This is a genomic window from Peribacillus asahii (assembly GCF_003570725.1).
Classification (GTDB): Bacteria; Bacillota; Bacilli; order Bacillales; family DSM-1321; genus Peribacillus; species Peribacillus asahii.
The window spans coordinates 56,850-79,487 of record NZ_QWVS01000003.1; the positions used below are offsets into that span (position 1 = coordinate 56,850).

The window sequence follows — 22,638 nt, forward strand, 5'->3', positions numbered from 1 at the left end:
CCGATCCTTTCTGTAATGTGCTCAAATAACGCCTGTAACTTCTACCTCTAAATATATGTTCATAATTCTCGGGCATGCGAACGTATACGTTTTCCCAGCCATGAGAAAAAGCTGATTCAAGCTAGCCCCTATACCAAGACTAGCTGAATCAGCTTTTTTAGACGATTCACTATATTTATCAACACTTCAATACTTTCAATAGTTGTTTCTTTTATTTCATATTCACTTTTAATGTATACGGCTTAATACTCGCTTGACCGTTAGCATCACTAATCCTAATTTGGTACTTTCCTTTTTTCAAACTAAGGTTCAGCACTTCCGTATCACCTTGGAGATATAGATCAGATTGTTTAATACGCTTGCCATTTTGGTAAAGGCTAATGACACCATCTGTTTCTTTACCTGCAATTAACTGAATGCTTCCTGATGCATTCTTACTTAATTCAAAGTTATAATAGTCGGTATCTCCACCTGTGACTCCCGCATTAAAATAGCCTTTAGCTGAATAAGATAGCGTGCTTTGTTTCTTGATGTTAATCGGCTTTTTTAGCGTGGATTCATCTTTTTTAGTCATCGAAACTAAATTAAATGTGTACGGTACGATAGACGAAATAAGCTCTGTACCATTTGTTCCTGCTATTTCAATGAGATAGCTTTTGCCTTTAACCATCTTAAATGAACCGCTTGAAAATCCTTGAGTTCCTTTTTGGATAACAGATATTACATGATCTTTATCTGGATCAAATGTACGGTTTTTATTTGTATCTTCAATAACCGCTGCTACTCCTTGGTATTCATTGAGAAATGCCTTCTGATATTTTGATTTCATGCTGGCTGTTACTTTAGAAGGCTCCACCGAAATGGCTTTAATTCCTGTTTCTTTTGCTGTGTAATAAAAGACGTCTGTATCATTTGGCATCGCCAAGTTCCCTTTAAAGGATGTTCCAGGCAGTTTTTTCACATTTTTATAATCACTTGGTTCATACTGATCTTCTACATTAGTATTCAATTTCTTAGATGATAGCTGGTAAGGATTAAATGAAACAGCACTTGAAGCTAACTGCGTATCACTATACATTTTTACAATATATTGCTTTCCGCGTTGCAGCCCTGTATACATTTGTTTATTTAATTTCACACTAAATCCTTCTAATGCCATGTTTGTCACAACAGGAGCCGTATAAAGAATCGGTTCTCCTTCTTCATCTTCTTCCTTTACAACTTCAAGAATCTCTGTTGCAGGAATGATTCCACTTTCATTACTCAATTCAAATTGATATAGAGCAGATTCAGTCGGCTCAATCAAAAAGTAATCCTCATCTCTATCATTTTGAATATAACCTGAGGCTTGTTTCCCAAGTGCATACGGGCGGGCATTTTCGAGAATCATCTGAATCATATTCGTTTGTTCATCGACAATAGATTGACTTGCTTCTTCCTCCGCATCCACTAAACCTAATTCAGATAATACAGCGTTCCCGCTTCCTCCCATAAGCATATCTTGACTTAAGTAATCTTCATCTTCAATCGTCTCTTTGCTTACTACTTCTAATTGATAAGGTAATAACGATGATTGTTTTTCTTGTACTTCAAGCGTAGTGTCCAATCCTAGTAACATATTTACAAGCATTTCTATTAGGTTAGAACTAACCGCATCTCCAGCCACTTTAATGACATATTCCTGATCAGGCTCTGCCACAAATGTTAGTGTTTCTCCTTGACTTGTCTCGTTACTATTTGCGTAGAACTCTCCTTTAACAGCCGCTTCCCCTTCTAGTAGCTCCTTTAGTAAAGCTTGTTTGTCTTCCTCACTCATCTTCTCTTCTTCCGTACTTTCTTTAGGGAAGAAATTAGCCATATTATAAACACCAATGTCCGTGTTTAAACCAGGAATAGCAGAAAGATTGATTTGAACAAGCTGTTGTTTATCTACTTCTAGCTTGAAATAATCATAATCACCTTGTTCTCCCGCTAAAGTAAAAGGTTGAGGTAACTTATAAGGAAAGTGATCAACCTGTATCATATTTTCAATCGTTGTTTCATCTTCAGGCAACTTAGCAGCTTTATTGACTGTTAACTTATAAGTAGATCTCTTGCGTCCGCTGTCATCAAAACTCGCATTTACATCTTTTACACCAATAACTACGGTCGCATCAAAAGGAGCTTCTATTAATTTCGCTTCTGATTGTCCATCTTGTGTTTGGTTCACTTCAAACGATTCTGTCTGATTACTTTTGCCATAAAAATGTCCACTAATCTTATAATCGTATTGCTTTGCACCCTCTAGCAACGTTTGAATAGACTCTCCTTTTTTGACCTCAAATTTAATCCATTTTTGCTCAAAAGGCTTTGTAATAGCGCCCTCTCTAACTACTTGTTTAGTCGCATCAACAGCTTCTGCCTTAGCCAGAATTTCTGTCTTGGTCCATTCTTTCTTTACATATGTAGGTAATTTCTTCATATCAAATGATAATGCTCGAACGGGATTTACTAACCCGTTAGCATATGTCGTATCAAAGCCTGAAGCTCCAAGATTATCCGCTGTTTTCTCCAAAATATATTCTACTTGAGCCGGTGTCAGCTTTGGATATTTCGTCAATAAAAGTCCTGCGACTCCTGCCACTACAGGTGATGCCATTGATGTGCCGCTCGCGCTCATAAAAGTAGATTTCTTGCCCTTGTCATACAGCGTACTATAAACATTTTCACCCGGTGCCACAACATCTACAGATGGACCATAATTTGAATAAGAAGATAATTGCTTGTCCTCATTAATACTTCCTACACTAATAACTCCTTCATATGCGGCAGGATAACTAAGTGCATCCGTGCTTTCATTTCCAGCTGCCGCTACAATAATAACACCTTTCTTAATAGCTGTTTGAACCGCTTCTTCCATTAATGGTGTCGTCCCAGGTCCCCCTAAACTCATATTAATGACTTTAGCTCCCTTTTCTACAGCATAAAGAATACCTTCTGCTATACTTGCATCTGTTGCTCCTTCTTGCCCATCAAACACATCTACAGGCAGAATCTTCACATTTGGACTAATTCCATATCCACCAATACCATTATTTTTTGCAGCCGCTATAATCCCTGAAACATGTGTGCCATGTTCCATCGGAATTGGTTGATTAGCCGGATTAGCTGCATTGTAACCTGGTAATAGAGCATTTTTTAAATCAGGATGCTTTGAGTCCGTTCCCGTATCTACAACAGCGACGGTAATTTTATTTTTACCGGCTAATTTTTGAGCTTTTTCTATTTGCAACATCGTGTGTTGATATTGTTGACTCGCTTTTGGATCAACAGAAGCAGTACTTTTATACAAAAAGTTAGGACTCACACTTTCTACTTTTCCAAGCTTTTGATATTTTCGCATCACTTCTGCCAAATTCGCTTTGTTTTTCACTTTGATTTCGGCATAGTTTAGATGAGAAAATTGACGAACAACAGTCCCGCCTAACGCGCGATGCTCTGCTGCTGAAATCGGCTTACTATACTTAATCGTAAACGTCTCGTTGCTCATAGGTATTTTCTGTTCTAGCTGTTTCTTTTGGCTTGTCCCCTTCTCTGATAACAATGAGGATATAGCACTCGCAGATTGTTCATTATACGCATTGGCAGGCACAGCCATAGATGCTAGGAGTAATGAACTTAATCCACTAGCAGCCAAAACTTTTTTTATTCTTTTCACCTTAAAACCTCCCGTTAACCTCCAAATTTATAAATCTATTATACTATACAACTATATTTTTTCAGGAAATCTAACAAAACTTTACCATTTGATAAAAAATTTAACTTACTAGTCGTTCCCACTTTCCAAACAAAATAAGCTCTCTATTCAATAAGCAGAGAACTTATTTGCATTACATTTGTATAAAGCTATCCCCATTTCTGTATCTCCTCTTCATACACTTTATGTAGCCTTTAAGTTACTTTCTTCATTAAGAATTGCATGCTGTCTCTCAGATAAAATAGATAAATCTCCATGCCTAAATCTTCGACTGCTTTTATAAGAAACTCCTTTAATACATCTTCCTAATTCAAAATATCCGCCCGGCACTGGAACGCATCAATAACAAAATGTTGTCCTTTTGTGTTCACTGAATCACTACCTTCTTTACTTTCCATACTGTATGCTTATACCGGTTGGCCAGCTTGTACTATCCCCTATTTTTATTAAATAATATTTTTAAGCATATTCATCCATACCCTTTTGATTATTCATACATATTCATATAAAGGCTATGCTTATAAAACTATCGACCATAAGAAGCCTACAAAAAAAAACAAAGATTGGATGAATGTTAAATGAATAACACCTCCACAGTTATCACTCTTCTAGGAAGTTCAGGCGGGGTTGCCAAATCTATACTCTCTATCTTAAATAAATCAGCGGTCGACAAAAAAGATCCGCTGCATCCCTTGATTCAGAACTCTACTCTTCATTTAATAGATAATAAGCAAAAAGATATCAGCTACTACCACAATCTATTCCCTAACCTCTTCACTAAATGTGTCATTCATCAATTTGATTTACAAGATACAGATCAATTCACCCAACATCTCACACACACCCAAACCTCCATTGTTATTGATGTATCATGGGCAGATACTGTCGCGATGCTTGCTTGCTGTAATCAACTTGGAGTTAAGTATGTCAATTCCGCTTTAGAATGCGCTATGGTTGATGAAAATGAAGAATTATATGAAGGATTTCCTTTGATTGAGAGAATTCGATATTTTGAAGCATATAAGAATCAATTCTTAAATACCACCGCAATTATTGGCTCAGGCATGAATCCAGGTGTTGTACAATGGATGGCCATCGAATTGTTAACTAAAAGCTCAGAGCCTCCACTCGGCTGCTATATTGTTGAGCACGACACTTCCTTTTATAAGAATCCCCAATACGCTAAACCAGGTGTAATTTATACAACTTGGGCACCTGAATGCTTTCTAGATGAAGCGATTCTCAGTTACCCGATGTTCATGCAGCATCATACTCCCCTCTTTTTATATGAACAAGTATACAATCTTGAATTTCAGGTTACTTTAGGGGACAAGCAGTTTGATGGATGCTTAATGCCTCATGAAGAAGTATATACGTTAGGTCAGCTGTATAATATGGAAAGTGGTTTTTTGTATAAAGTCAATGATCATACGACAGAACTCATTCGCTCTAAGCTTGATAATGTTCAGCAATTATGGGACCATGAAATGAAAGTTCTCGATCCCCTTGAGGCGCCGCTCGAAGGAGAAGATTTAGTGGGCGTTCTGCTTGTCTATCCCGATAAAGAACGCTATATGTATAATGTTACGGATAATCATTCTATTTATAGTAAATACAAAACAAACGCTACCTATTTTCAAGTAGCTTGTGGCATCTATTCTGCTTTAACCGTTCTTTTATTAGATTCCATCCCAAAAGGGGTTTATTATGTAGATGAGCTGCTATTAAAAACCAATAATCAGTATGGACAATATTTACAATACTACATGCCAACATTTGTTACAGGGGAAAATAACCAAACGGGCGGTTTGCTATTACAAAGAATGAAAAGAATAAATAAACCTCAGCCGTAATATAAGACAAGCTCTCTGGCCTTTTTGCAGAGAGCTTTTTTTCTATTGATGTCCCATTAAAAAATATTAAGACCAAACAGCGTGATTTTGTTCATCTGCTGGCCCCAATTGTTAATTGCGTAATAATGCATGATATACCTCTCTTCTTTACTTTTCCATACGATATGCACTCCGAAAAAATATATGATTACCCATTAAAAGTAAAAATTGTCATATATATCATTGTTTCGATTGTTACAAAATGACCATATTCGACATCTTTTTGTAATAAAAATAGTATTCCTGTGAAACACCGCTGTCATATTAAGCTGTTATTCTAAGAGTACGATTTAAAACAAAGGAGATTATTTATGAAAAAAACACTAATTACGATGATAACAGCTTGTTTTCTAGTATTTGGGTTTTCCGGAGTTTCATCGGCCGCTAGTACATACACTGTAAAAAAAGGCGACACATTATGGCTTATTGCAGATAAACATAACGTAACCGTGAAACAGCTTAAAAGCTGGAATGGTCTTAAAAATAATACAATTAAACCTAAACAAGTTTTAAAAGTTAAAAAAACTACGACAGTTAAAAAAGCATCTACATCAAAAAGCTATAAAACATACACTGTGAAAGCAACAGCTTATACAGCTAATTGTAAAAATTGCAGCGGTATTACCGCAACAGGACTGAACTTAAAGAAAAATCCGAACGTGAAAGCAATTTCCGTTGATCCAAAGTTGATTCCACTTGGATCGAAAGTATATGTGGAAGGTTATGGAACGGCGATTGCAGCTGATACAGGTGGAGCTATGAAAGGAAAGAAGATTGATGTTTTCATGTCTTCTAAATCTAAAGCTCTTAAGTGGGGCGTAAAAACTGTTAAAATCAAAGTATATCAATAATTATACAGAACCGAATCGTGAACAATGTCGTTCCGATTCGGTTTTTTGTTGCACGAAAGAGCAATATTCGACTAGTATAGTCTCCCTTCTCTATTATCCACTTCTCCTCTAGAAATCTTGCATTCCTTTTACTCCTCCAAAAAATCCAAATGTTAGGAAAATTGTGTTATCTCTTTCTGGATATGTGATATGATTTACATAATACTAATAGGAGAGGTGTTTATTTTGAAGATTGTTATTGTAGGCGCAGGAGCAGTTGGAGCCTATTTTGGAGCTCGTCTTGAAGAAGCTGGCCAGCACGTTACATTTCTCGTTCGTAAAACTCGCGCTCGCCAATTAGAAGAAGAAGGTTTACATATTACAAGTCCACATGGGAATTATCTATTTAATCAGCTAAATCTAGTTGAAGATGCTACTCAAATTGAACATGCCGATTTAGTTATTCTGTCTGTAAAAGGCTACCATCTAGAAGGTACCCTGCCCGCTTTACGAACGCTTGTCGAACGTGGAGCTAAAATCCTGCCGCTTTTAAATGGATTAGAGCATATCCCTATTCTTCAAGAGCAATTGGGAGAAGAAGCTGTACTTGGAGGGTTCGCTTATATTATCACAACCTTAAACGAGAAAGGTCATGTGATTCATTCCAGCCAAAATCACGACTTAATATTTGGCCCTTTACACCCTTCACAAACAGGTTTTTGTGAAGAGCTCGAACAAGTGATGAGCACAGCTGTAATCGATGCTCGTCAATCTAAACAAATCTTGATGAGAATGTGGAATAAATATATGTTCATTACAGCTTTTTCAGGCGTAACAACCGCCGCAAATCTACCAATTGGTACAATCCGGCAATCTCCTTCCACTTTCAACTTATTGCATAAAGCGCTGATTGAGATGAAAAACCTAGCTAATGCCTATCACGTTTCAATTAGTGAAGAGCAATTAAATCAGGCTGTCACTAATTTACAAACGTTACCACACGAATCTACTTCCTCGATGCACCAAGATCGTCGAAAGGGTTTAACATTAGAAGTCGAACATTTACAAGGCGGCGCTTTACGATTAGCCAATAAAGCTGGGATTCAATTGCCTGTTATCGAAACTCTTTATGGACTTATTAAACCTTTTGAACAGTAGCATCCAAAAGCTATCCTTCTATTAGGATAGCTTTTTCATACCCTCTTAAATAACCATTTAAATCCAGAACAAAAAGACCAAAAAGAACAATATCACCAAAAAAAATATCATTCTCCTTCACCTGTTACAATGTAGACAGTTGTAATGAACCTATTATATAACAAAGGAGAATGCATCTTGAAAATTCTAAAAAATTTAACAGTTCAAGTTGTACTTGGTATCGTTCTCGGTATTGCAGTTGGACACTTCTTCCCGACTTTTGGTACTGAATTGAAAGTATTAGCTGACTGGTTTATTAAATTAATTAAAATGGTTATTGCTCCAATCATCTTCTTTACCGTTGTAATCGGAATCGGCGGCATGGGTGATATGAAAAAGATTGGTCGAATCGGCGGAAAAGCTTTATTGTATTTTGAAATCGTTTCCACGATTGCTCTTGCTATTGGAATTATCGTTGTAAACGTGTGGGGTCCTGGTAAAGGATTTAATATGAGCGCTGCAGACAACGCTAGTGCTGATGTTTCTCAATACACAACAGCAGCTGCAGAATCAGAACATGGAGCAATTGCCTTTATTTCAAGTATTATTCCTGAGAACGCAGTTGCCGCAATGGCTGGTGGTCAATTGCTGCCAATCTTGTTATTTGCTATTCTATTCGGTCTTTCTCTTGCTGGACTAGGTGAGAAAGGAAAACCGGTTGTTACGTTATTCCAACAATTAGCTGATATTTTCTTCGGCATTGTAGGTATGGTAATGAAAATATCTCCACTTGCAGCATTTGGTGCAATGGCGTACACAATTGGTAATTTCGGTCTTGGTTCACTTAGTTCATTAGCTCAATTAATGGGTGCCGTTTACCTAACAATGTTCCTATTTATCGTCTTTGTTCTAGGTTCTATTGCAAAAGCATTCGGCTTTAACATTTTCAAATTTATCGCTTACATCAAACATGAAATTTTACTTGTAGTCGGAACATCATCATCTGAGTCCGCTCTTCCTAGTATGATGAATAAGCTTGAAAATTACGGTTGTTCAAAATCCGTTGTTGGATTAGTTGTACCTACTGGATACTCGTTCAACCTTGATGGTACATCTATCTATCTATCAATGGCTGCTATCTTTATTGCACAAGCCTACGGAGTTGATTTAACAATCTGGCAAGAAATCACTCTACTTGGGATCTTAATGCTAACATCTAAAGGTGCTGCAGGTGTTACAGGTTCTGGTTTCATCACACTTGCCGCTACATTAGCCGCATTCCCAATGATTCCTGTTGAAGGTATAGCTCTTCTATTAGGTGTAGACCGCTTCATGTCAGAAGCACGTGCGGTTACAAACTTAATCGGTAACGGTGTTGCAACAGTTGTTATCTCTAAATCAGAAAAAGAATTTGATGCTAACAAAGCAACAAACGTAAAGGCAGACACAGCTGCCTAAATATCATCTCAAAACAGCTGCCCTTTTTAAGGGGCAGCTGTTTATTTGTTCTGATAAGCCTTCTTTGTTTAATAGATTCTTCATTATATATATAATAGATAATAACTAGCATGTTTTACTATACATAACCATATATAAAGGGAGGTTTTTCATATGAAGCAATATGATTTATACATCAATGGAGAATGGTCTGATTTTGGACTCGAACGCACGGATGTAACAAACCCCGCGACGAATGAAGTCATTGCTACTATACCTATCGGCGGGGCCAATGAAGCTAAAAAAGCTACCGATGCGGCTTATGAAGCACTTAAAAGCTGGTCTGCTCTCTCAGTCTATGAACGTGCTGATTTGATCTGGAAATGGTATCACTTAATTGATACTAATAAAGAAGAAATTGCAAAGATTATGACAGAGGAACAAGGGAAACCATTAAAAGAGGCTATCGGCGAAATGACCTATGCAAACGGCTTTCTCTCTTGGTTTGCAGAAGAAGGAAAACGCGTATATGGAGAAATGATTCCAGCGACACAATCGAATAAACGCCTATTCGTCTCCAAGCAGCCTGTAGGTGTAGTTGCTGTCATCACGCCATGGAATTTCCCAGCAGCTATGATTACACGTAAAGTGGCACCAGCACTCGTCGTTGGCTGTACAGTTGTCATCAAACCAGCCAACCTAACACCTATTACCGCTCTAAAAATTGTCGAACTTGCAGAGCAAGCTGGGATTCCGAAAGGAGTCATCAACCTTGTCACTGGCAAGTCATCCGAAATTGGCGACACATGGCTTCAAGACCCTCGCGTTCGCAAATTGACGTTTACTGGGTCTACCGAAGTAGGAAAAACATTAATGAAGGGCTCTGCCGAAACCGTTAAAAAAATTTCCTTGGAACTGGGTGGACACGCCCCTTCTATCGTCTTAGAAGATGCAGATTTAGAAAAAGCTGTGAATGGTGTAATTAGCTCTAAATTCCGGAACGCTGGTCAAACATGCGTCTGCTCGAACCGAATATACGTACATGAATCGATTTACAATCAGTTCATCGAAACATTTGTTGCTAAAGTAAAAGAGTTAAAGGTAGGAAATGGTCTTGAACAAGGGGTCGATATTGGTCCACTCATCGACCAGCACGCAGTTGATAAAGTATTAGCTCATATTGAGGATGCTGTTCGTCGTGGCGCTAAGCTTGAAACAGGCGGAAAAGTAGTGAATGGTCTATTTTTAGAACCGACTGTTCTTTCAAACACCGATGACAGTATGCTCTGTATGACAGAAGAAACATTTGGTCCGCTTGCACCGATCACTTCCTTTAAAACGGAAGAAGAAGTCATTGAACGGGCGAACAGCTCCATCTATGGGTTAGCAGCCTACGTATTTACTGAAAACATTAGCCGCGGCATCCGTGTTGTTGAAGCGCTGGAATTCGGTATTGTTGGTTTAAATGATGGTCTACCGTCCACTCCTCAAGCCCCATTCGGCGGGTTTAAACAAAGTGGACTAGGCCGCGAAGGCGGACACCAAGGTATTGAAGAGTTTTTAGAAACAAAATATATTTCACTCGGATTATAAATACAAGAACATTCAGCTTATATCTGAAATAACAGCCTATTAACTAGTTAGGCTGTTATTTTTTATGCTTAATAACGTTTGCTTAATTCCTTCTTCATATGGCGTTCTTGGTGCAGGACCAATTTCTCGTTCATATTTATCACCATTTAACACGACAGGCTCTTCGTTTAAATAATACATTTCTACATACTCTCTCATAAAAGAATCAAATACCCCTATGAATCGAATCATATTTTTACTGACAGTGGAGACCTTTTTGTTATACCCTGTAACCTGCTTAGCAATCTTAATAATGTCTGTTCCTGTAATTGTCCCTGCCCCCGGGATATTCCAGCTCTCCCCATCAAAGCGATTTTGAAACGCTAATTCAACAATTGCTTTTGCTCCATCTGGTGTATAAATAAATTCTCTGGCTAACATTTGATTGCCTATATACCTCGCTTTTTTATTCTGAATCATTGCTTGAAATGTATAATTAAGCAATGTACTTCCAGCGTTCGGTCCATAAAAATCTGGAAGATGCGTAATCAGAAGTGGTACACGTGACTGTTTCGCCATCTGCTCTAACTGTAAACGAATCTTCCCTTTTTTCGTATGTGGTTTTTTCTTTACTTCCTCTGTAACAGGAACGCCATAACTCCTTCCATATGCATAAATATTATCTATCATCACAAGCTTCGTTCCTGTTCTCTTTACCGCCTCTAAAATATTAGTTAGTAATATCGGCTGCTTTTCTTGCCATTCTGGATAAGGGATATTAATAGCATGGAATACAACATCTACACCTTCTGCAGCCTTCTCTACATCATCTTGTTGAAATACATCGCCGATTGTTATCTTCACTGGCTGATTTCCGAATAGCTTATTTAACTGATCCCCACTTCGGGCAAAGGCAGTTACTTCGACTCCTCTATTCACTAATTCATAAACCACTGCACTTCCTATACTTCCCGTCGCGCCCAATACAAGTGCTTTTTTCAAGTGAATTCACTCCCTTTTATTAATTAACCATCGGTCAATTAATTGCTGAAAAAATTCGCCCTTAGGCGATTTTTTCAGCAATTATCCCTCTTCTTCTATACCAAGACCTTTTAGCATAAATCTGATATGAGTCTTTGCTACCCCTTCCACTTCCTCATATGTTTGCTCGTTACGACAATGAACGCTGACAAAGCCATGAACCGCTAAAAAAACAGACCAAATTGCTTGAGCGGTTACTCGTGAGCCACATAATGTTGACAAAGTTTGTGCAAATTGCTCATAGCTTTCCACTGGAGCCATTTGTAAATGCTGCTGGATATCACGGTTTCTTGTTAAAAACATCAGTTCATAATGATTCGGATAATCTAAACCAAATTGAATAAATCGTAACAAGATTTTCTTTACTTTCTCCGTGTTCGTCAGCTCTTCATTCATAATTTCGATTAATAAATGATTTAATAAAGAGAAATCCTTAGCGACAATTGCATAAAATAGTTCTGCTTTATTTTGAAAATGATAATAAAGCGCACCATGAGAATATTCTAATGCCTGCGCGATTTTTCTCATAGATACATGCTGATAGCCCGATTGCGCAAATAAAGTTCTTGCAGTATCAATAATCATATCTCTTGTTAATTCTTGTTCAACAGATTTTCTAGGTGACATCTTTTACTCCTTTTATTGACCACTGGTTAATAACTATTATATGCTTCCACTCCATATTTGTAAATAAAAGGAATAATAAAATTCAGCCTATTTCTTTATAAATGAAGAAACACTATAAAAGCGCGTACCGGAATGACCATCCGACACGCGCTTTATGTTGTAAACCAAGCTTTTACGATTAGTTTTCTTCTATTTCTTTACGGTTCTTCTTAAATAGTTTAGATAATACTTCATATACAATCGGTACGATAATTAACGTCAGCAACGTAGAACTTGCTAAACCGCCAATTACTGTAATACCTAATCCTTTTGAAATTAAACCGCTGCCACCAGAGCCAATTGCTAGTGGGATTAATGCGCCGATTGTTGCAATGGCTGTCATTAAGATTGGACGTAGACGTGTTGCTCCTGCTTCAAGGATAGCCGCACGCATCGACATACCCTCACGTTCCATATGAATGATTCGATCTACAAGTACGATTGCGTTTGTTACAACGATACCAATTAACATGAGTAGACCCATCATTACTGATACAGAGATTGTTTCACCTGCAACTAATAAGCCTACAAATGAACCGATTACTGCAAATGGTAATGAGAAAAGAATCACAAATGGCGCTAAACCTTCACCGAATGTGACAACTAAGATAAAGTATACAATTGCAATCGCTGCAATCATTGCAAGACCTAGTTGTGTGAATGTCTCATTAATGTCAGCTGTTACACCAGCAACACCTAGTTCAACCCCATTTGGTAAGTCTAATTTATCAATCTCTTTATCCACTTCAGCCGATACTTTTGAAATATCATCGCCTAAAATCGTACCAGATACTGTCGCATAGTATTCACCCTTACTACGAGAAAGCGTATTTAAAGCGAACCCTTCTTCTACTTTTACGATTTCTGAAAGCTCTACTGTTTTTCCTGAAGCGGTTGGCACTTCTTTTTCAAGCATGTCATCAATGGATTTAGGTGCTGTTTTAGCTTCTTGTTGTACAATGACGTCTAACGTGTTTCCGTCTTTTTCAACTGTTGTTAATACATTTTGTTCCGTATGCGGACTTAACATCTGCACAATTTGACCTGTTGTTAAACCATATTGTAATAGTTCATCTTGTTCTACTTTGAATGTGAATTCTTTATAGCTTTCTTCTGCACTAGATGAAACATCTTTTAAGCCGTCATTCTTTGCTAATACTTTTTCTACCATTCCAACAGCTTCATTTAAATCATCTAAATCTTCACTGTAGAATGTGTAGCTAATTTCATTGCTCGAAACAGAACTTGCTGTGAAGTTTTGACTCTTCCATTCACCTGTTTGACCAATATTAAATACATAGTCTTCAATTTCTGCTTTTACATCAGCGAAGTTTTCTGTGTCTGGATCAAAGATTAAATACATTAATCCACCGCCAGTTCCTCCCCCCATCATGGCCGCTGTTGAATCCGTACTATCTGTAATAGAAACTTGAACAATATCAATTTCATCACGCTTAAGCATTTTTTCTTCCACGGCTGCCATATTGGCTAAAGTATCTTCTTCAAGTTCACCAGCTTTTGGTGTGTATGTTAAATACATCACTTTCTCTTCTTCACTACCTAAGAAGCTAAAGCCAATAAGTGGTGTTAACATTAAACTTCCTACTAACATCACTATAGCAACTACAGAAGTAACAATTTTATGATTTAACGTCCATTCAAGAATCCCTTTATACGATTTTGAAAGTTTCCCTGGTTCTTTATGATGTCCTTCTGCTTTCTCACTATATAATTTTTTCTTAAATAAGAAGTGTGAAAGAGCTGGAACAATCGTAATCGCGACAATTAATGATGCTCCAAGCGCAAACGTCATTGTCAATGCGAATGGCGTGAATAACTCTCCAACCATACCACCTACAAAGATGAGTGGTGCAAATACTGCAACCGTTACTAATGTAGACGATAAGATCGGTTTAAACATTTCAATCGTTGCTTCACGAACTAACGCACGTCCTGAAAGCTTCTCTTCTCTTAAATGCAAACGACGATAAATGTTTTCTACTACTACAATCGAGTCATCAATAACACGACCAATCGCGACCGTAATCGCACCGAGCGTCATAATATTTAATGTAATGTCCATCCAGTTTAATAGTAATAATGCCATGAAAATTGAAACTGGAATGGAGACAATCGAAATAATGGTTGATTTAAAGTCACGTAAGAATAGCAAAATGATTAAAACAGCAATTAAACCACCAAATACTGCTTTTTCAATCATTGTTGTAACAGATTCCTCGATTGGAGCACCTTGGTCAAGTGTTATATCAACAACAAGTCCATCAATGCTCTTCTCTTCTTCTTTCATTAACTCTTTTACTTCATTAACAACTGTTACAGTGTTTGCATCTTGTGCTTTTACGATTTGAATCGCAATGGCTTCTTCACCATTCGTACGAGATACAGACTCTACTTTCCCAACTACTTTAATTTTTGCAATGTCACCAAGCTCTACAACTGGTGATGGATTTGCAGCTGATGGTGTTACCGGAATTAACATTTTCTTTAACTCATTTGCTGTCATGAACTTCCCATCAATGGAAACGGCTTGTTCTGATTCTTCAAACTCAAATAGACCTAGCGATACGGCCATATCACTTGCTTGAATCATCTTTTCAACGTCTTCTTCTGTCACACCTAAAGAAGCCATTTTGTCTTCATCGTATGTTAATTCAACTTCCTCAATATGTTGACCGGTAACCGTCGCAGAAGCAACACCCTCAATTTTCTCAATCTTTGGTAACAAACTTTCTTCAACTGTCTTTGTTAATCCAACGATATCTTCTTCCGTGCTGCTTACACTTAATGCAACAACAGGCATCATATTCATACTAATCTTAGAAATTGATGGTTCTTCGACACTTTCAGGCAGTGACACTGTATCAAGCACAGCTTGGATTTCACGCTTTGCTTCATCCATATCTTTTTCATAATCATACTCTACCTGCAAACTTGCCATGTTAGAATATGAATTTGAGTAAATAGCTTTTACTCCTTCTAAGCTTTCAAGTGTTTTCTCTAATGGTATAGACACATCATCCATTACTTTTTCAGGAGTCGCACCCGGATACACTGCTGTTACCATTAAATATGGAATTGAGATATCTGGTATCGTCTCCATTTTCATTCGTGTACCGGAATAAATTCCTGAGACAGTGATGATAATTGTCAGTAACCAAACCGCTAGTTTATTTTTCAAGACAAAATTAACTAAACTTTTCACCTTTGCACCTGCCTTTAATTGACTTGTTCAATTCAATTACTTATACTAATGACTAATCGGTCAATTGTCAATAAATTATGTAGGAGCGATTTTAATAGATGGTCAAAAAACAATTAATAATGGATAAAGCATTGGAGCTATTTTCAGAGCAAGGCTTCGAAGCAACTTCTGTCCAGCAAATTACGGAGCGCTGTGGTATCTCAAAAGGAGCTTTTTACCTTTCATTCAAATCAAAAGATGAGTTAATTCTAGCATTAATCGATTACTTTATGATGCAAATCACAGCTGATATTGACCAATCAGTCAGAAGTTGTTCAAACGAGGAAGAACTTCTTTATGTATTCTACTTCACAACATTCCGTTCTTTCAGTAAACATTCAGCTTTCGCGAAAATGTTTCTTAAAGAACAAACACAAACCTTTAATGAGGAACTAATCTCTAAACATGATTACTATGACAGTCATATCAATGAAAGCATACTGTATATATTAGATCAATTATACGGTGAACAGATTGAGGAAACGAAATACGATTTATTAATTTGCATTAAAGGGTTTATACAAATTTACTCAGCCTTATATCTGCGCTTTAATTTACCGTTAGATATCGATTCATTAACTAAATCACTCGTCGAAAAAACAGCTTTACTAGCTGAACATTCAACAATCCCTTTTATTTCAGGAGATATTATACGTATTATTAAGGAACCTATACATGAACAGGTAACAACAGAACATATTGCTGCACTAATTGAACAAAAAATCGATGATATCGAAAATCCAATTGAGCAAGAATCGCTGCAAATTCTAAAAGATAATCTATTCAAAACAAATACAAGCCTAGCTATTACAAAGGGCTTGTTGGAGAACATTAAAAACAACCCACAGTGCAAGTGGATTTCATATTTAATTCGTGAATATTATCAATTATAAAGAACATGTTCGAACGTTTTTTATTATATTCTGTTTATTTGCAGATAACTTTGTTAATGAATATTGTTGATCTATACAATTTTTGTCCCATACGTGTGAGACTACGGTTTCACACGCCTTTCAGATAAAAAAATAAAAGCGAGCTCCTAAGAACTCGCTTTTATTCACTCTAATATTTCTTCATTTTGCTCTTTTTTACGCAATTTTATAAACTTCACGATATTTAAAACGATAGTTTTGACGACCGAATATGTCGGAACAGCCAAAATCATCCCTAAAACCCCAGCCAGATTGCCAGCAACAAGTAAAAGAATAATGATTGTTAATGGATGTGTGTTCAGCTTCTTCCCAATCACAAGTGGTGAAATTAAATTTCCATCAAGTTGCTGTACAATTGTAATAACGACAATTACCAAGACCGCTTGTGTCGGAGAATGAATTAACGCTATAACAAAAGCTGGTGCGCCGCCTAAAAATGGACCCACATACGGGATAATATTTGTAATGGCACATAGTAAAGCAAACAAAATCGCGTATGGCAAATCAATAATTAAATACCCAATAAACGTTCCAACGCCAACAAAGAAACAGACTAGCAGTTGACCTTGTATGTATGTTGCCAATGTTTCCATTGTCTCTCTTAAGATGACTAATCCAGACTTTCGATATCCTTTCGGTACAAAGCGTAATAATGCACGCGAAAATTTATGCCCATCCTTTAACATATAAAATAAAATAAATGGAACTGTCACGATGACTAATGTGATGTTCGTTGCTACGCTAAAAATGGATGAAAGACTATTCGTTATATTACTCGGCAATGTCGTTAAATAGTTTTGAAGTGTGTTTCCAACCTCCTCTAATGAAACATAATCCTGCTCCATCGTCCACTTAAACCACATTGTTTCAGACATATCCTCAATGAAATTCCTAGCCTCATTGAAATAACCTGGAATATCATTAATCAGTTCTGTAACCTGTTTTGATAAAGATGGACCCAATAAACCAATTAACAGACCAATCAAACTAAGGGAGACGACATAAATGAGGAGAATCGCCAATCCTTTCGGTACTTTCCCTCTCGTTAAAAATGTCACAATCGGGTTAAAGAGAAAAAATAGAAACCCTGCAATTAGAATAGGAAAAAACAAAGTTGTGATGAAAATACCAATTGGTTCGAATAGAAATGAAATTTTTGTACTTACAAAAATAAGCACAGCAATCATCAACAGCTCAAAGGTCCAAAAATGCAGTTTTGATTTAAACACCAGTTCCCCTCCTCCACATTTTTCTCAATTCAATAAGATGGAGAAACATATCATTTCTTTTTCTATTACTGATTGCAGTGTAACACACTTTCTCAACGGACAACATTTTTTATTATTATTTTTCCATATTAGCCTTATTGAATGACCTTATAACATGTTAACAAATTCTCATTCTTTGTATAAATCTACATAATTTGTTTATACTATCTATTAATTCATAATGTATACTTGGCTTGTCCAAAAAAAATTCGCTACAGCAAATGCCATAGCGAATTGTTTATTTATTATTTTTGCTCTTGAAGAGAAACTTCTTTCATTGTACCGTTCTTAGCAAGGTTAACGTGCCAAGATAATGCTTTTTCAAGAACGTGTGGAGTTTGGTGTCCACCAGTTTTCTCAACAGCTTCGTTGTAGTAAGCCCAAAGCTGCTCACGATAATCTGGGTGTGCACAGTTGTTAATGATCAATTCAACGCGTTCTTTTGGAGCTAGTCCACGTAAGTCAGCGATACCTTGTTCAGTTACGATTACATCCACATCATGCTCAGTATGGTCTACGTGTGAAACCATAGGAACGATACTTGAGATGTTTCCACCTTTTGCATATGATTTTGTTACGAAGATACCTAAACGAGCGTTACGAGCGAAATCTCCAGATCCACCAATACCGTTCATCATTCTTGTACCTGAAACGTGTGTAGAGTTAACATTTCCATAGATATCAAGCTCTAACGCTGTATTGATTGAAATTAAGCCGAGTCGACGGATAATTTCTGGGTGGTTAGAAATTTCTTGTGGACGTAAGCAAATTTTATCAGCATAAGCTTCTAAGTTGCCATATACTTTCTTCTGTAACTCTTCAGTAAGTGTAATTGAAGTAGCAGCTGCGAATTTAACTTTACCTGCATCGATTAAGTTGAATACAGCATCTTGAAGTACTTCTGAAGACACTTCAAGATCTTCGAATTCAGAATTAGCAAAGCCATCTAATACTGCATTTGCTACAGAACCTACACCTGATTGAAGTGGAGCTAATTTATTTGTTAAGCGACCTGCTTTAATTTCTTCGCGGAAGAAATCTAATAAAAGGTTGGCCATTGTTTGTGTTTCCTCATCCGGAGGAACGATTAATGAAGGAGCATCTGGCTCTTCAGAAATTACAATACCTTTAACTTTCGCTGGATCTAACGGAATACCAATTGTTCCGATACGATCTGAAGCTTTCGTCATCGGAATTGGTTCACGCTCACCTTGTGGAGCAGGTACATAGATATCATGAATACCTTCTAGTGAATCAGGATGAGTAATGTTCAACTCAATGATAATGTTTTTCGCTTCTTGAACGAAGATTGGTGAGTTACCTACAGATGTTGTTGGAATTAACATACCATCTTCAGTAATTGCAGCAGCTTCGATAATTGCATAATCGATTGGTCCCATAATTCCTTGACGAACTAATTCAGCATTATGAGATAAATGTGCGTCAACATAAGTAACTTCGCCCTTATTAATTTTGCCACGAATCCCAGCATCTCCTTGGAACGGTCCGCGCTTACGGATAACTCCAGCTTCTGCCATAAATTTATCAACTTCCGGCCCTAATGAAGCACCAGTATATACATCTACTTTAAATTGTTCAGTTTTTGCTCTTTCAACAAGTGCCATTGGAACAACTTTAGCATCACCAGCACGAGTGAATCCACTCATACCAAGTACCATACCATCTTCAATCCATGAAGCAGCTTCCTTGGCAGTTACAATTTTATCTTGAAATTGCTTATTGCGAATTTTCTTGAAAACGCTTTCGTTCATACAAAAGTCCCCCATTTCCGCTTTTCTATACTTGTTCATTTTAACAATCTAACGTTAGAGTCACATTCATTTTGGAATGAAAGGCCTTAAAAATAAATTAAACCAGAATTTTTAAGGCATAAAGAAGGAAAAAAGCCAATAATTCAAAAACCTAATGCTCGCCTAAATTGACTTGCATATGTTTGACTCACTTGAATTTTCGACTTATCCTTCATCACAAGTAAAAAAGTCGAATGGAAATCTGGCAAGATTTCCTCAATAAAGTGGATATTCACAATATAAGAACGATGCACTCTAATGAAGTTATCCGTTGGTAACACAAGTTCAAGCTCACTTAAATTCAGTTTATGAAAGCCATTGACACGACTCGACTGAATACGTGTTTTTCGATTTTGTGCTTCCAAATACATAATTTCATCATTCGGAATAGGCATCCAACGATCATTCGTTTTCACGGTTAAGAATGATGTAGAAAGTAAAAGCGGCTTGGAAGGCAGAATAGTTGTAACGACTCCCTTTGGTTTATCTCCGTCCATAATCGGCACAGCAACTCCGAAATACGGAATACCAAAGCTATTATTATCAACGTGCTCAGAAACCTTTTTTTGATCACTTAACGCTTTGTACGTTATAGTGTCGGTATTTATTATGTCCCCTGGTTGAATCTTTAAGTCAATTTGTTTACTCGGCTGATAATAAATAAATTGCTTCTCATCAGACACAGCAATTGATGCATTCTCCATTGGTACAAAATCATTTACAATATTTAATACAGATTGAATTGAAAATCGATCCATTTTTTTATCCCACCAACCTACTCTTTTGTTTCTCGTTTAGTCTATTTAAAAGGTTCTTTTTTGTTTTATATCTAAAATTTGATTAACACCATCGTCTTTTCTATTCACCAAACAAAAAATGGCACTAAAAAAGCGAAAAACGTGAAAAAACCAGAAAAAAATGCGCAATAATTATTTCTTCACTCATTATAGTCGGAATGCAAAGAAATTTCTATGGGTAAAACAAGAAAACCGTCCTTCCATCTAAAGAGGAAGAAGAACGGCTCCTTTTACGTCTGATCATTTTCTTGATCAATCATCGATTCCCTTTGAATGAATAAAAGATCTTCTAAATCCTTTAGTGGTAAGTCTAATAGAAAGGAACGGTCCGTAGGTTCATACACCTTCTCTGCTATAAGCGTATTAATAATCTTCTGTTTCTTCGCCATAACAATACGAACTAACTTTCCCATTATGACCGCTCCTTTTTCAAAAGATGTTTACTTCTCATCTTTAAGTGCATCATAACCTTCTGCACCTGTGCTAATTTTTACTACATTCGCTAATTCATAAATGAATATTTTCCCATCCCCTGGTTTTCCCGTACTTAAAAACTTCCTTGTCACATCCACCACATCTTGAACAGGAACTTCACAAACGACAATTTCAATTTTAATTCGATCGTGTAATGAATTTTCTCGATTGACTCCACGGTATGTTTCAATGTAGCCTTTTTGAAGACTTGTGCCCTTCACATCCGATACGGTAATCCCGCTTACCCCAATTTTCGCAAGCTCTGCTTTAAACTTTTCGAAATTAATCGGACGGGTAATAATATCAATTTTCGTTAATATTTCACTCATATAATCACCTTCCTTTAAATTGATTCATGGTACGCTTTTTCACCATGCAAAGAAATATCAAGACCAACCGACTCATCTTCCTCATTCACACGAAGCGGTACAAACATACTAGTAATTTTCGCAATAATGAATGTGACAACTGCAACGAATATATAAGTAGCGATAATAGCAACTAAGCTTTTCCATAATAAGCTGGCATCACCATAGAATAAACCATCTGCTCCACCGGCGTTTACAGAAGTTGTTGCAAATAATCCTGTTGCAACACCGCCCCATGTTCCACCAATTCCATGTAATCCAAAAGCGTCCAAGGCATCATCATAGCCTAATTTTGATTTTAATGAGAAGATAGCCCAGAAGCATAATGCTCCACCAATAAGGCCAATAATAATAGAGGCTGAAGGAGTGACAAATCCACAAGCTGGTGTGATTGCTACAAGACCTGCAAGAGCTCCTGATACTGCTCCAAGCATCGTTGGCTTTTTGTTAATCATGTTTTCGACAACTAACCAGCCAATAATCCCAGCTGCTGCCGCAACCACTGTATTTACAAATACATTCATAGCTACTTCATCAAGTGTAAGAGCACTTCCTACATTAAATCCGTACCAACCAAACCAAATGAGTGATGCACCAAGAAATGTTAATGGAAGATTATGCGGAGAACTGTTTGCGGATTCTTTACGTTTCCCTAACATAATTGCTAATACTAAATCAGCTACACCAGATGAAATGTGTACAACATTGCCGCCAGCAAAATCGATTGTACCAATTGCGTGTAACCATCCGCCGCCCCATACCCAGTGTGCAACCGGAGCGTATACAAACAATGACCATAAAATTGAGAAAATTAAGAAGGCTGAAAATTTCATACGCTCAGCAATGCCGCCAGCGATAATTGAAACGGTTAAAACTGCGAAGGTCATTTGGAATAACATAAATAAACTGTGAGGAATTGTGTCGCTATACGGTCCTGGTTCAAAACCTACCCCTTTTAACCCAACCCAATCTAGTCCACCGATGAAAGTATTTCCTGGAGAAAATGCAAGCGAGTACCCAATAACTACCCAAAGAAGGGAAATAACAGCCATTGGCATATAACTATGCATTGCTGTACTTAACACATTTTTACTTCGTACCATCCCTCCATAGAATAAGGCAATTCCTGGAGTCATTAACCAAACTAACATTGTAGCAACAAACATAAATACCGAATCTGCTAATTGCATAATCCCCCCCTTTACATGTTAGTATTTCTTACACGTTATGTTATATTACACATCATATGATTAATTTTCTAAAAATTCAATATATTTTTTAAAATTTTTTTTCGCAAATGCTATTTTTTGTTACATGCATTATATTAAGCTATCTATAATGCCATGCCACATAGATTCCTCCACTGCTAAATTTCGCATGATCATACACGAAAATATATTTCAAAGAATATCAGG

At 37.0% G+C, this 22,638-nt stretch carries 16 protein-coding genes; 6 read left to right on the plus strand and 10 right to left on the minus strand.

The features are described from left to right. Positions 1 to 211: 211 nt before the first annotated feature. Entirely contained in the window at positions 212 to 3,697 is a 3,486-nt protein-coding gene (locus D1953_RS03050) for a S8 family peptidase (RefSeq protein ID WP_119115695.1), read from the minus strand. A 617-nt stretch (positions 3,698 to 4,314) separates the two neighbouring features. Here D1953_RS03050 and D1953_RS03055 point away from each other — a divergent pair. The 5 genes from D1953_RS03055 to D1953_RS03075 all read left to right on the plus strand — a co-directional run bounded on the left by D1953_RS03055 (position 4,315) and on the right by D1953_RS03075 (position 10,625). Next, positions 4,315 to 5,589: an S-adenosylmethionine decarboxylase related protein gene (locus D1953_RS03055; protein ID WP_119115696.1), complete on the plus strand. Its 1,275-nt coding sequence runs from the start codon at positions 4,315 to 4,317 to the stop codon at positions 5,587 to 5,589. 350 nt (positions 5,590 to 5,939) lie between these two features. Beyond that, complete coding sequence (locus D1953_RS03060; protein ID WP_119115697.1) at positions 5,940 to 6,479, plus strand: 3D domain-containing protein; 540 nt, start codon at positions 5,940 to 5,942, stop codon at positions 6,477 to 6,479. A gap of 225 nt (positions 6,480 to 6,704) precedes the next feature. After that, the gene (locus tag D1953_RS03065; RefSeq protein ID WP_119115698.1) at positions 6,705 to 7,616 is read left to right on the plus strand and encodes a ketopantoate reductase family protein; all 912 of its coding nucleotides are present in this window, start codon (positions 6,705 to 6,707) and stop codon (positions 7,614 to 7,616) included. Positions 7,617 to 7,760: 144 nt separating this feature from the next. After that, entirely contained in the window at positions 7,761 to 9,053 is a 1,293-nt protein-coding gene (locus D1953_RS03070) for a dicarboxylate/amino acid:cation symporter (RefSeq protein WP_119115699.1), read from the plus strand. Between the two features lie 153 nt (positions 9,054 to 9,206). After that, entirely contained in the window at positions 9,207 to 10,625 is a 1,419-nt protein-coding gene (locus tag D1953_RS03075) for an NAD-dependent succinate-semialdehyde dehydrogenase (RefSeq protein ID WP_119115700.1), read from the plus strand. A gap of 39 nt (positions 10,626 to 10,664) precedes the next feature. Here D1953_RS03075 and D1953_RS03080 read toward each other — a convergent pair whose 3' ends face one another. The 3 genes from D1953_RS03080 to D1953_RS03090 form a co-directional block, all read right to left on the minus strand. Further along, on the minus strand, positions 10,665 to 11,606 hold the full coding sequence (locus D1953_RS03080) for an NAD-dependent epimerase/dehydratase family protein (RefSeq protein WP_119115701.1): 942 nt from the start codon (positions 11,604 to 11,606) through the stop codon (positions 10,665 to 10,667). 81 nt (positions 11,607 to 11,687) lie between these two features. Next, positions 11,688 to 12,272: a TetR/AcrR family transcriptional regulator gene (locus D1953_RS03085; protein ID WP_119115702.1), complete on the minus strand. Its 585-nt coding sequence runs from the start codon at positions 12,270 to 12,272 to the stop codon at positions 11,688 to 11,690. 178 nt (positions 12,273 to 12,450) lie between these two features. Further along, positions 12,451 to 15,534 carry an efflux RND transporter permease subunit gene (locus tag D1953_RS03090; RefSeq protein ID WP_119115703.1) on the minus strand — a complete coding sequence of 1,028 codons (3,084 nt, stop codon included), beginning with the start codon at positions 15,532 to 15,534 and terminating at the stop codon, positions 12,451 to 12,453. Positions 15,535 to 15,632: 98 nt separating this feature from the next. Here D1953_RS03090 and D1953_RS03095 point away from each other — a divergent pair, with 98 nt between their 5' ends. Then, complete coding sequence (locus tag D1953_RS03095) at positions 15,633 to 16,466, plus strand: TetR/AcrR family transcriptional regulator (protein WP_119115704.1); 834 nt, start codon at positions 15,633 to 15,635, stop codon at positions 16,464 to 16,466. Positions 16,467 to 16,630: 164 nt separating this feature from the next. On the opposite strand, the gene D1953_RS03100 is transcribed toward D1953_RS03095, so the two are convergent. The 6 genes from D1953_RS03100 to D1953_RS03125 all read right to left on the minus strand — a co-directional run bounded on the left by D1953_RS03100 (position 16,631) and on the right by D1953_RS03125 (position 22,413). Further along, the gene (locus D1953_RS03100) at positions 16,631 to 17,734 is read right to left on the minus strand and encodes an AI-2E family transporter (protein ID WP_119115705.1); all 1,104 of its coding nucleotides are present in this window, start codon (positions 17,732 to 17,734) and stop codon (positions 16,631 to 16,633) included. 284 nt (positions 17,735 to 18,018) lie between these two features. After that, positions 18,019 to 19,545 carry a succinyl-CoA:acetate CoA-transferase ScpC gene (gene scpC / locus D1953_RS03105; protein WP_119115706.1) on the minus strand — a complete coding sequence of 509 codons (1,527 nt, stop codon included), beginning with the start codon at positions 19,543 to 19,545 and terminating at the stop codon, positions 18,019 to 18,021. Between the two features lie 143 nt (positions 19,546 to 19,688). Then, a complete protein-coding gene (locus D1953_RS03110; protein WP_119115707.1) occupies positions 19,689 to 20,342 on the minus strand; it encodes a LytTR family DNA-binding domain-containing protein in 654 nt (217 codons plus the stop codon). Between the two features lie 269 nt (positions 20,343 to 20,611). Next, complete coding sequence (locus tag D1953_RS03115; protein WP_119115708.1) at positions 20,612 to 20,794, minus strand: hypothetical protein; 183 nt, start codon at positions 20,792 to 20,794, stop codon at positions 20,612 to 20,614. Positions 20,795 to 20,821: 27 nt separating this feature from the next. Further along, positions 20,822 to 21,184 carry a P-II family nitrogen regulator gene (locus D1953_RS03120; RefSeq protein ID WP_119115709.1) on the minus strand — a complete coding sequence of 121 codons (363 nt, stop codon included), beginning with the start codon at positions 21,182 to 21,184 and terminating at the stop codon, positions 20,822 to 20,824. 14 nt (positions 21,185 to 21,198) lie between these two features. Continuing rightward, the gene (locus D1953_RS03125) at positions 21,199 to 22,413 is read right to left on the minus strand and encodes an ammonium transporter (protein WP_119115710.1); all 1,215 of its coding nucleotides are present in this window, start codon (positions 22,411 to 22,413) and stop codon (positions 21,199 to 21,201) included. Positions 22,414 to 22,638 lie beyond the last annotated feature (225 nt).

Excerpts from the sequence above, each read along its gene's own strand:
- D1953_RS03110 (WP_119115707.1), bottom strand. The coding sequence starts at position 20,342 with ATGGATCGATTTTCAATTCAATCTGTATTAAATATTGTAAATGATTTT.
- D1953_RS03060 (WP_119115697.1), top strand. The coding sequence starts at position 5,940 with ATGAAAAAAACACTAATTACGATGATAACAGCTTGTTTTCTAGTATTT.
- D1953_RS03125 (WP_119115710.1), bottom strand. The coding sequence starts at position 22,413 with ATGCAATTAGCAGATTCGGTATTTATGTTTGTTGCTACAATGTTAGTT.
- scpC (WP_119115706.1), bottom strand. The coding sequence starts at position 19,545 with ATGAACGAAAGCGTTTTCAAGAAAATTCGCAATAAGCAATTTCAAGAT.
- D1953_RS03120 (WP_119115709.1), bottom strand. The coding sequence starts at position 21,184 with ATGAGTGAAATATTAACGAAAATTGATATTATTACCCGTCCGATTAAT.
- D1953_RS03115 (WP_119115708.1), bottom strand. The coding sequence starts at position 20,794 with ATGGGAAAGTTAGTTCGTATTGTTATGGCGAAGAAACAGAAGATTATT.
- D1953_RS03095 (WP_119115704.1), top strand. The coding sequence starts at position 15,633 with ATGGTCAAAAAACAATTAATAATGGATAAAGCATTGGAGCTATTTTCA.
- D1953_RS03085 (WP_119115702.1), bottom strand. The coding sequence starts at position 12,272 with ATGTCACCTAGAAAATCTGTTGAACAAGAATTAACAAGAGATATGATT.
- D1953_RS03070 (WP_119115699.1), top strand. The coding sequence starts at position 7,761 with ATGAACCTATTATATAACAAAGGAGAATGCATCTTGAAAATTCTAAAA.
- D1953_RS03075 (WP_119115700.1), top strand. The coding sequence starts at position 9,207 with ATGAAGCAATATGATTTATACATCAATGGAGAATGGTCTGATTTTGGA.
- D1953_RS03055 (WP_119115696.1), top strand. The coding sequence starts at position 4,315 with ATGAATAACACCTCCACAGTTATCACTCTTCTAGGAAGTTCAGGCGGG.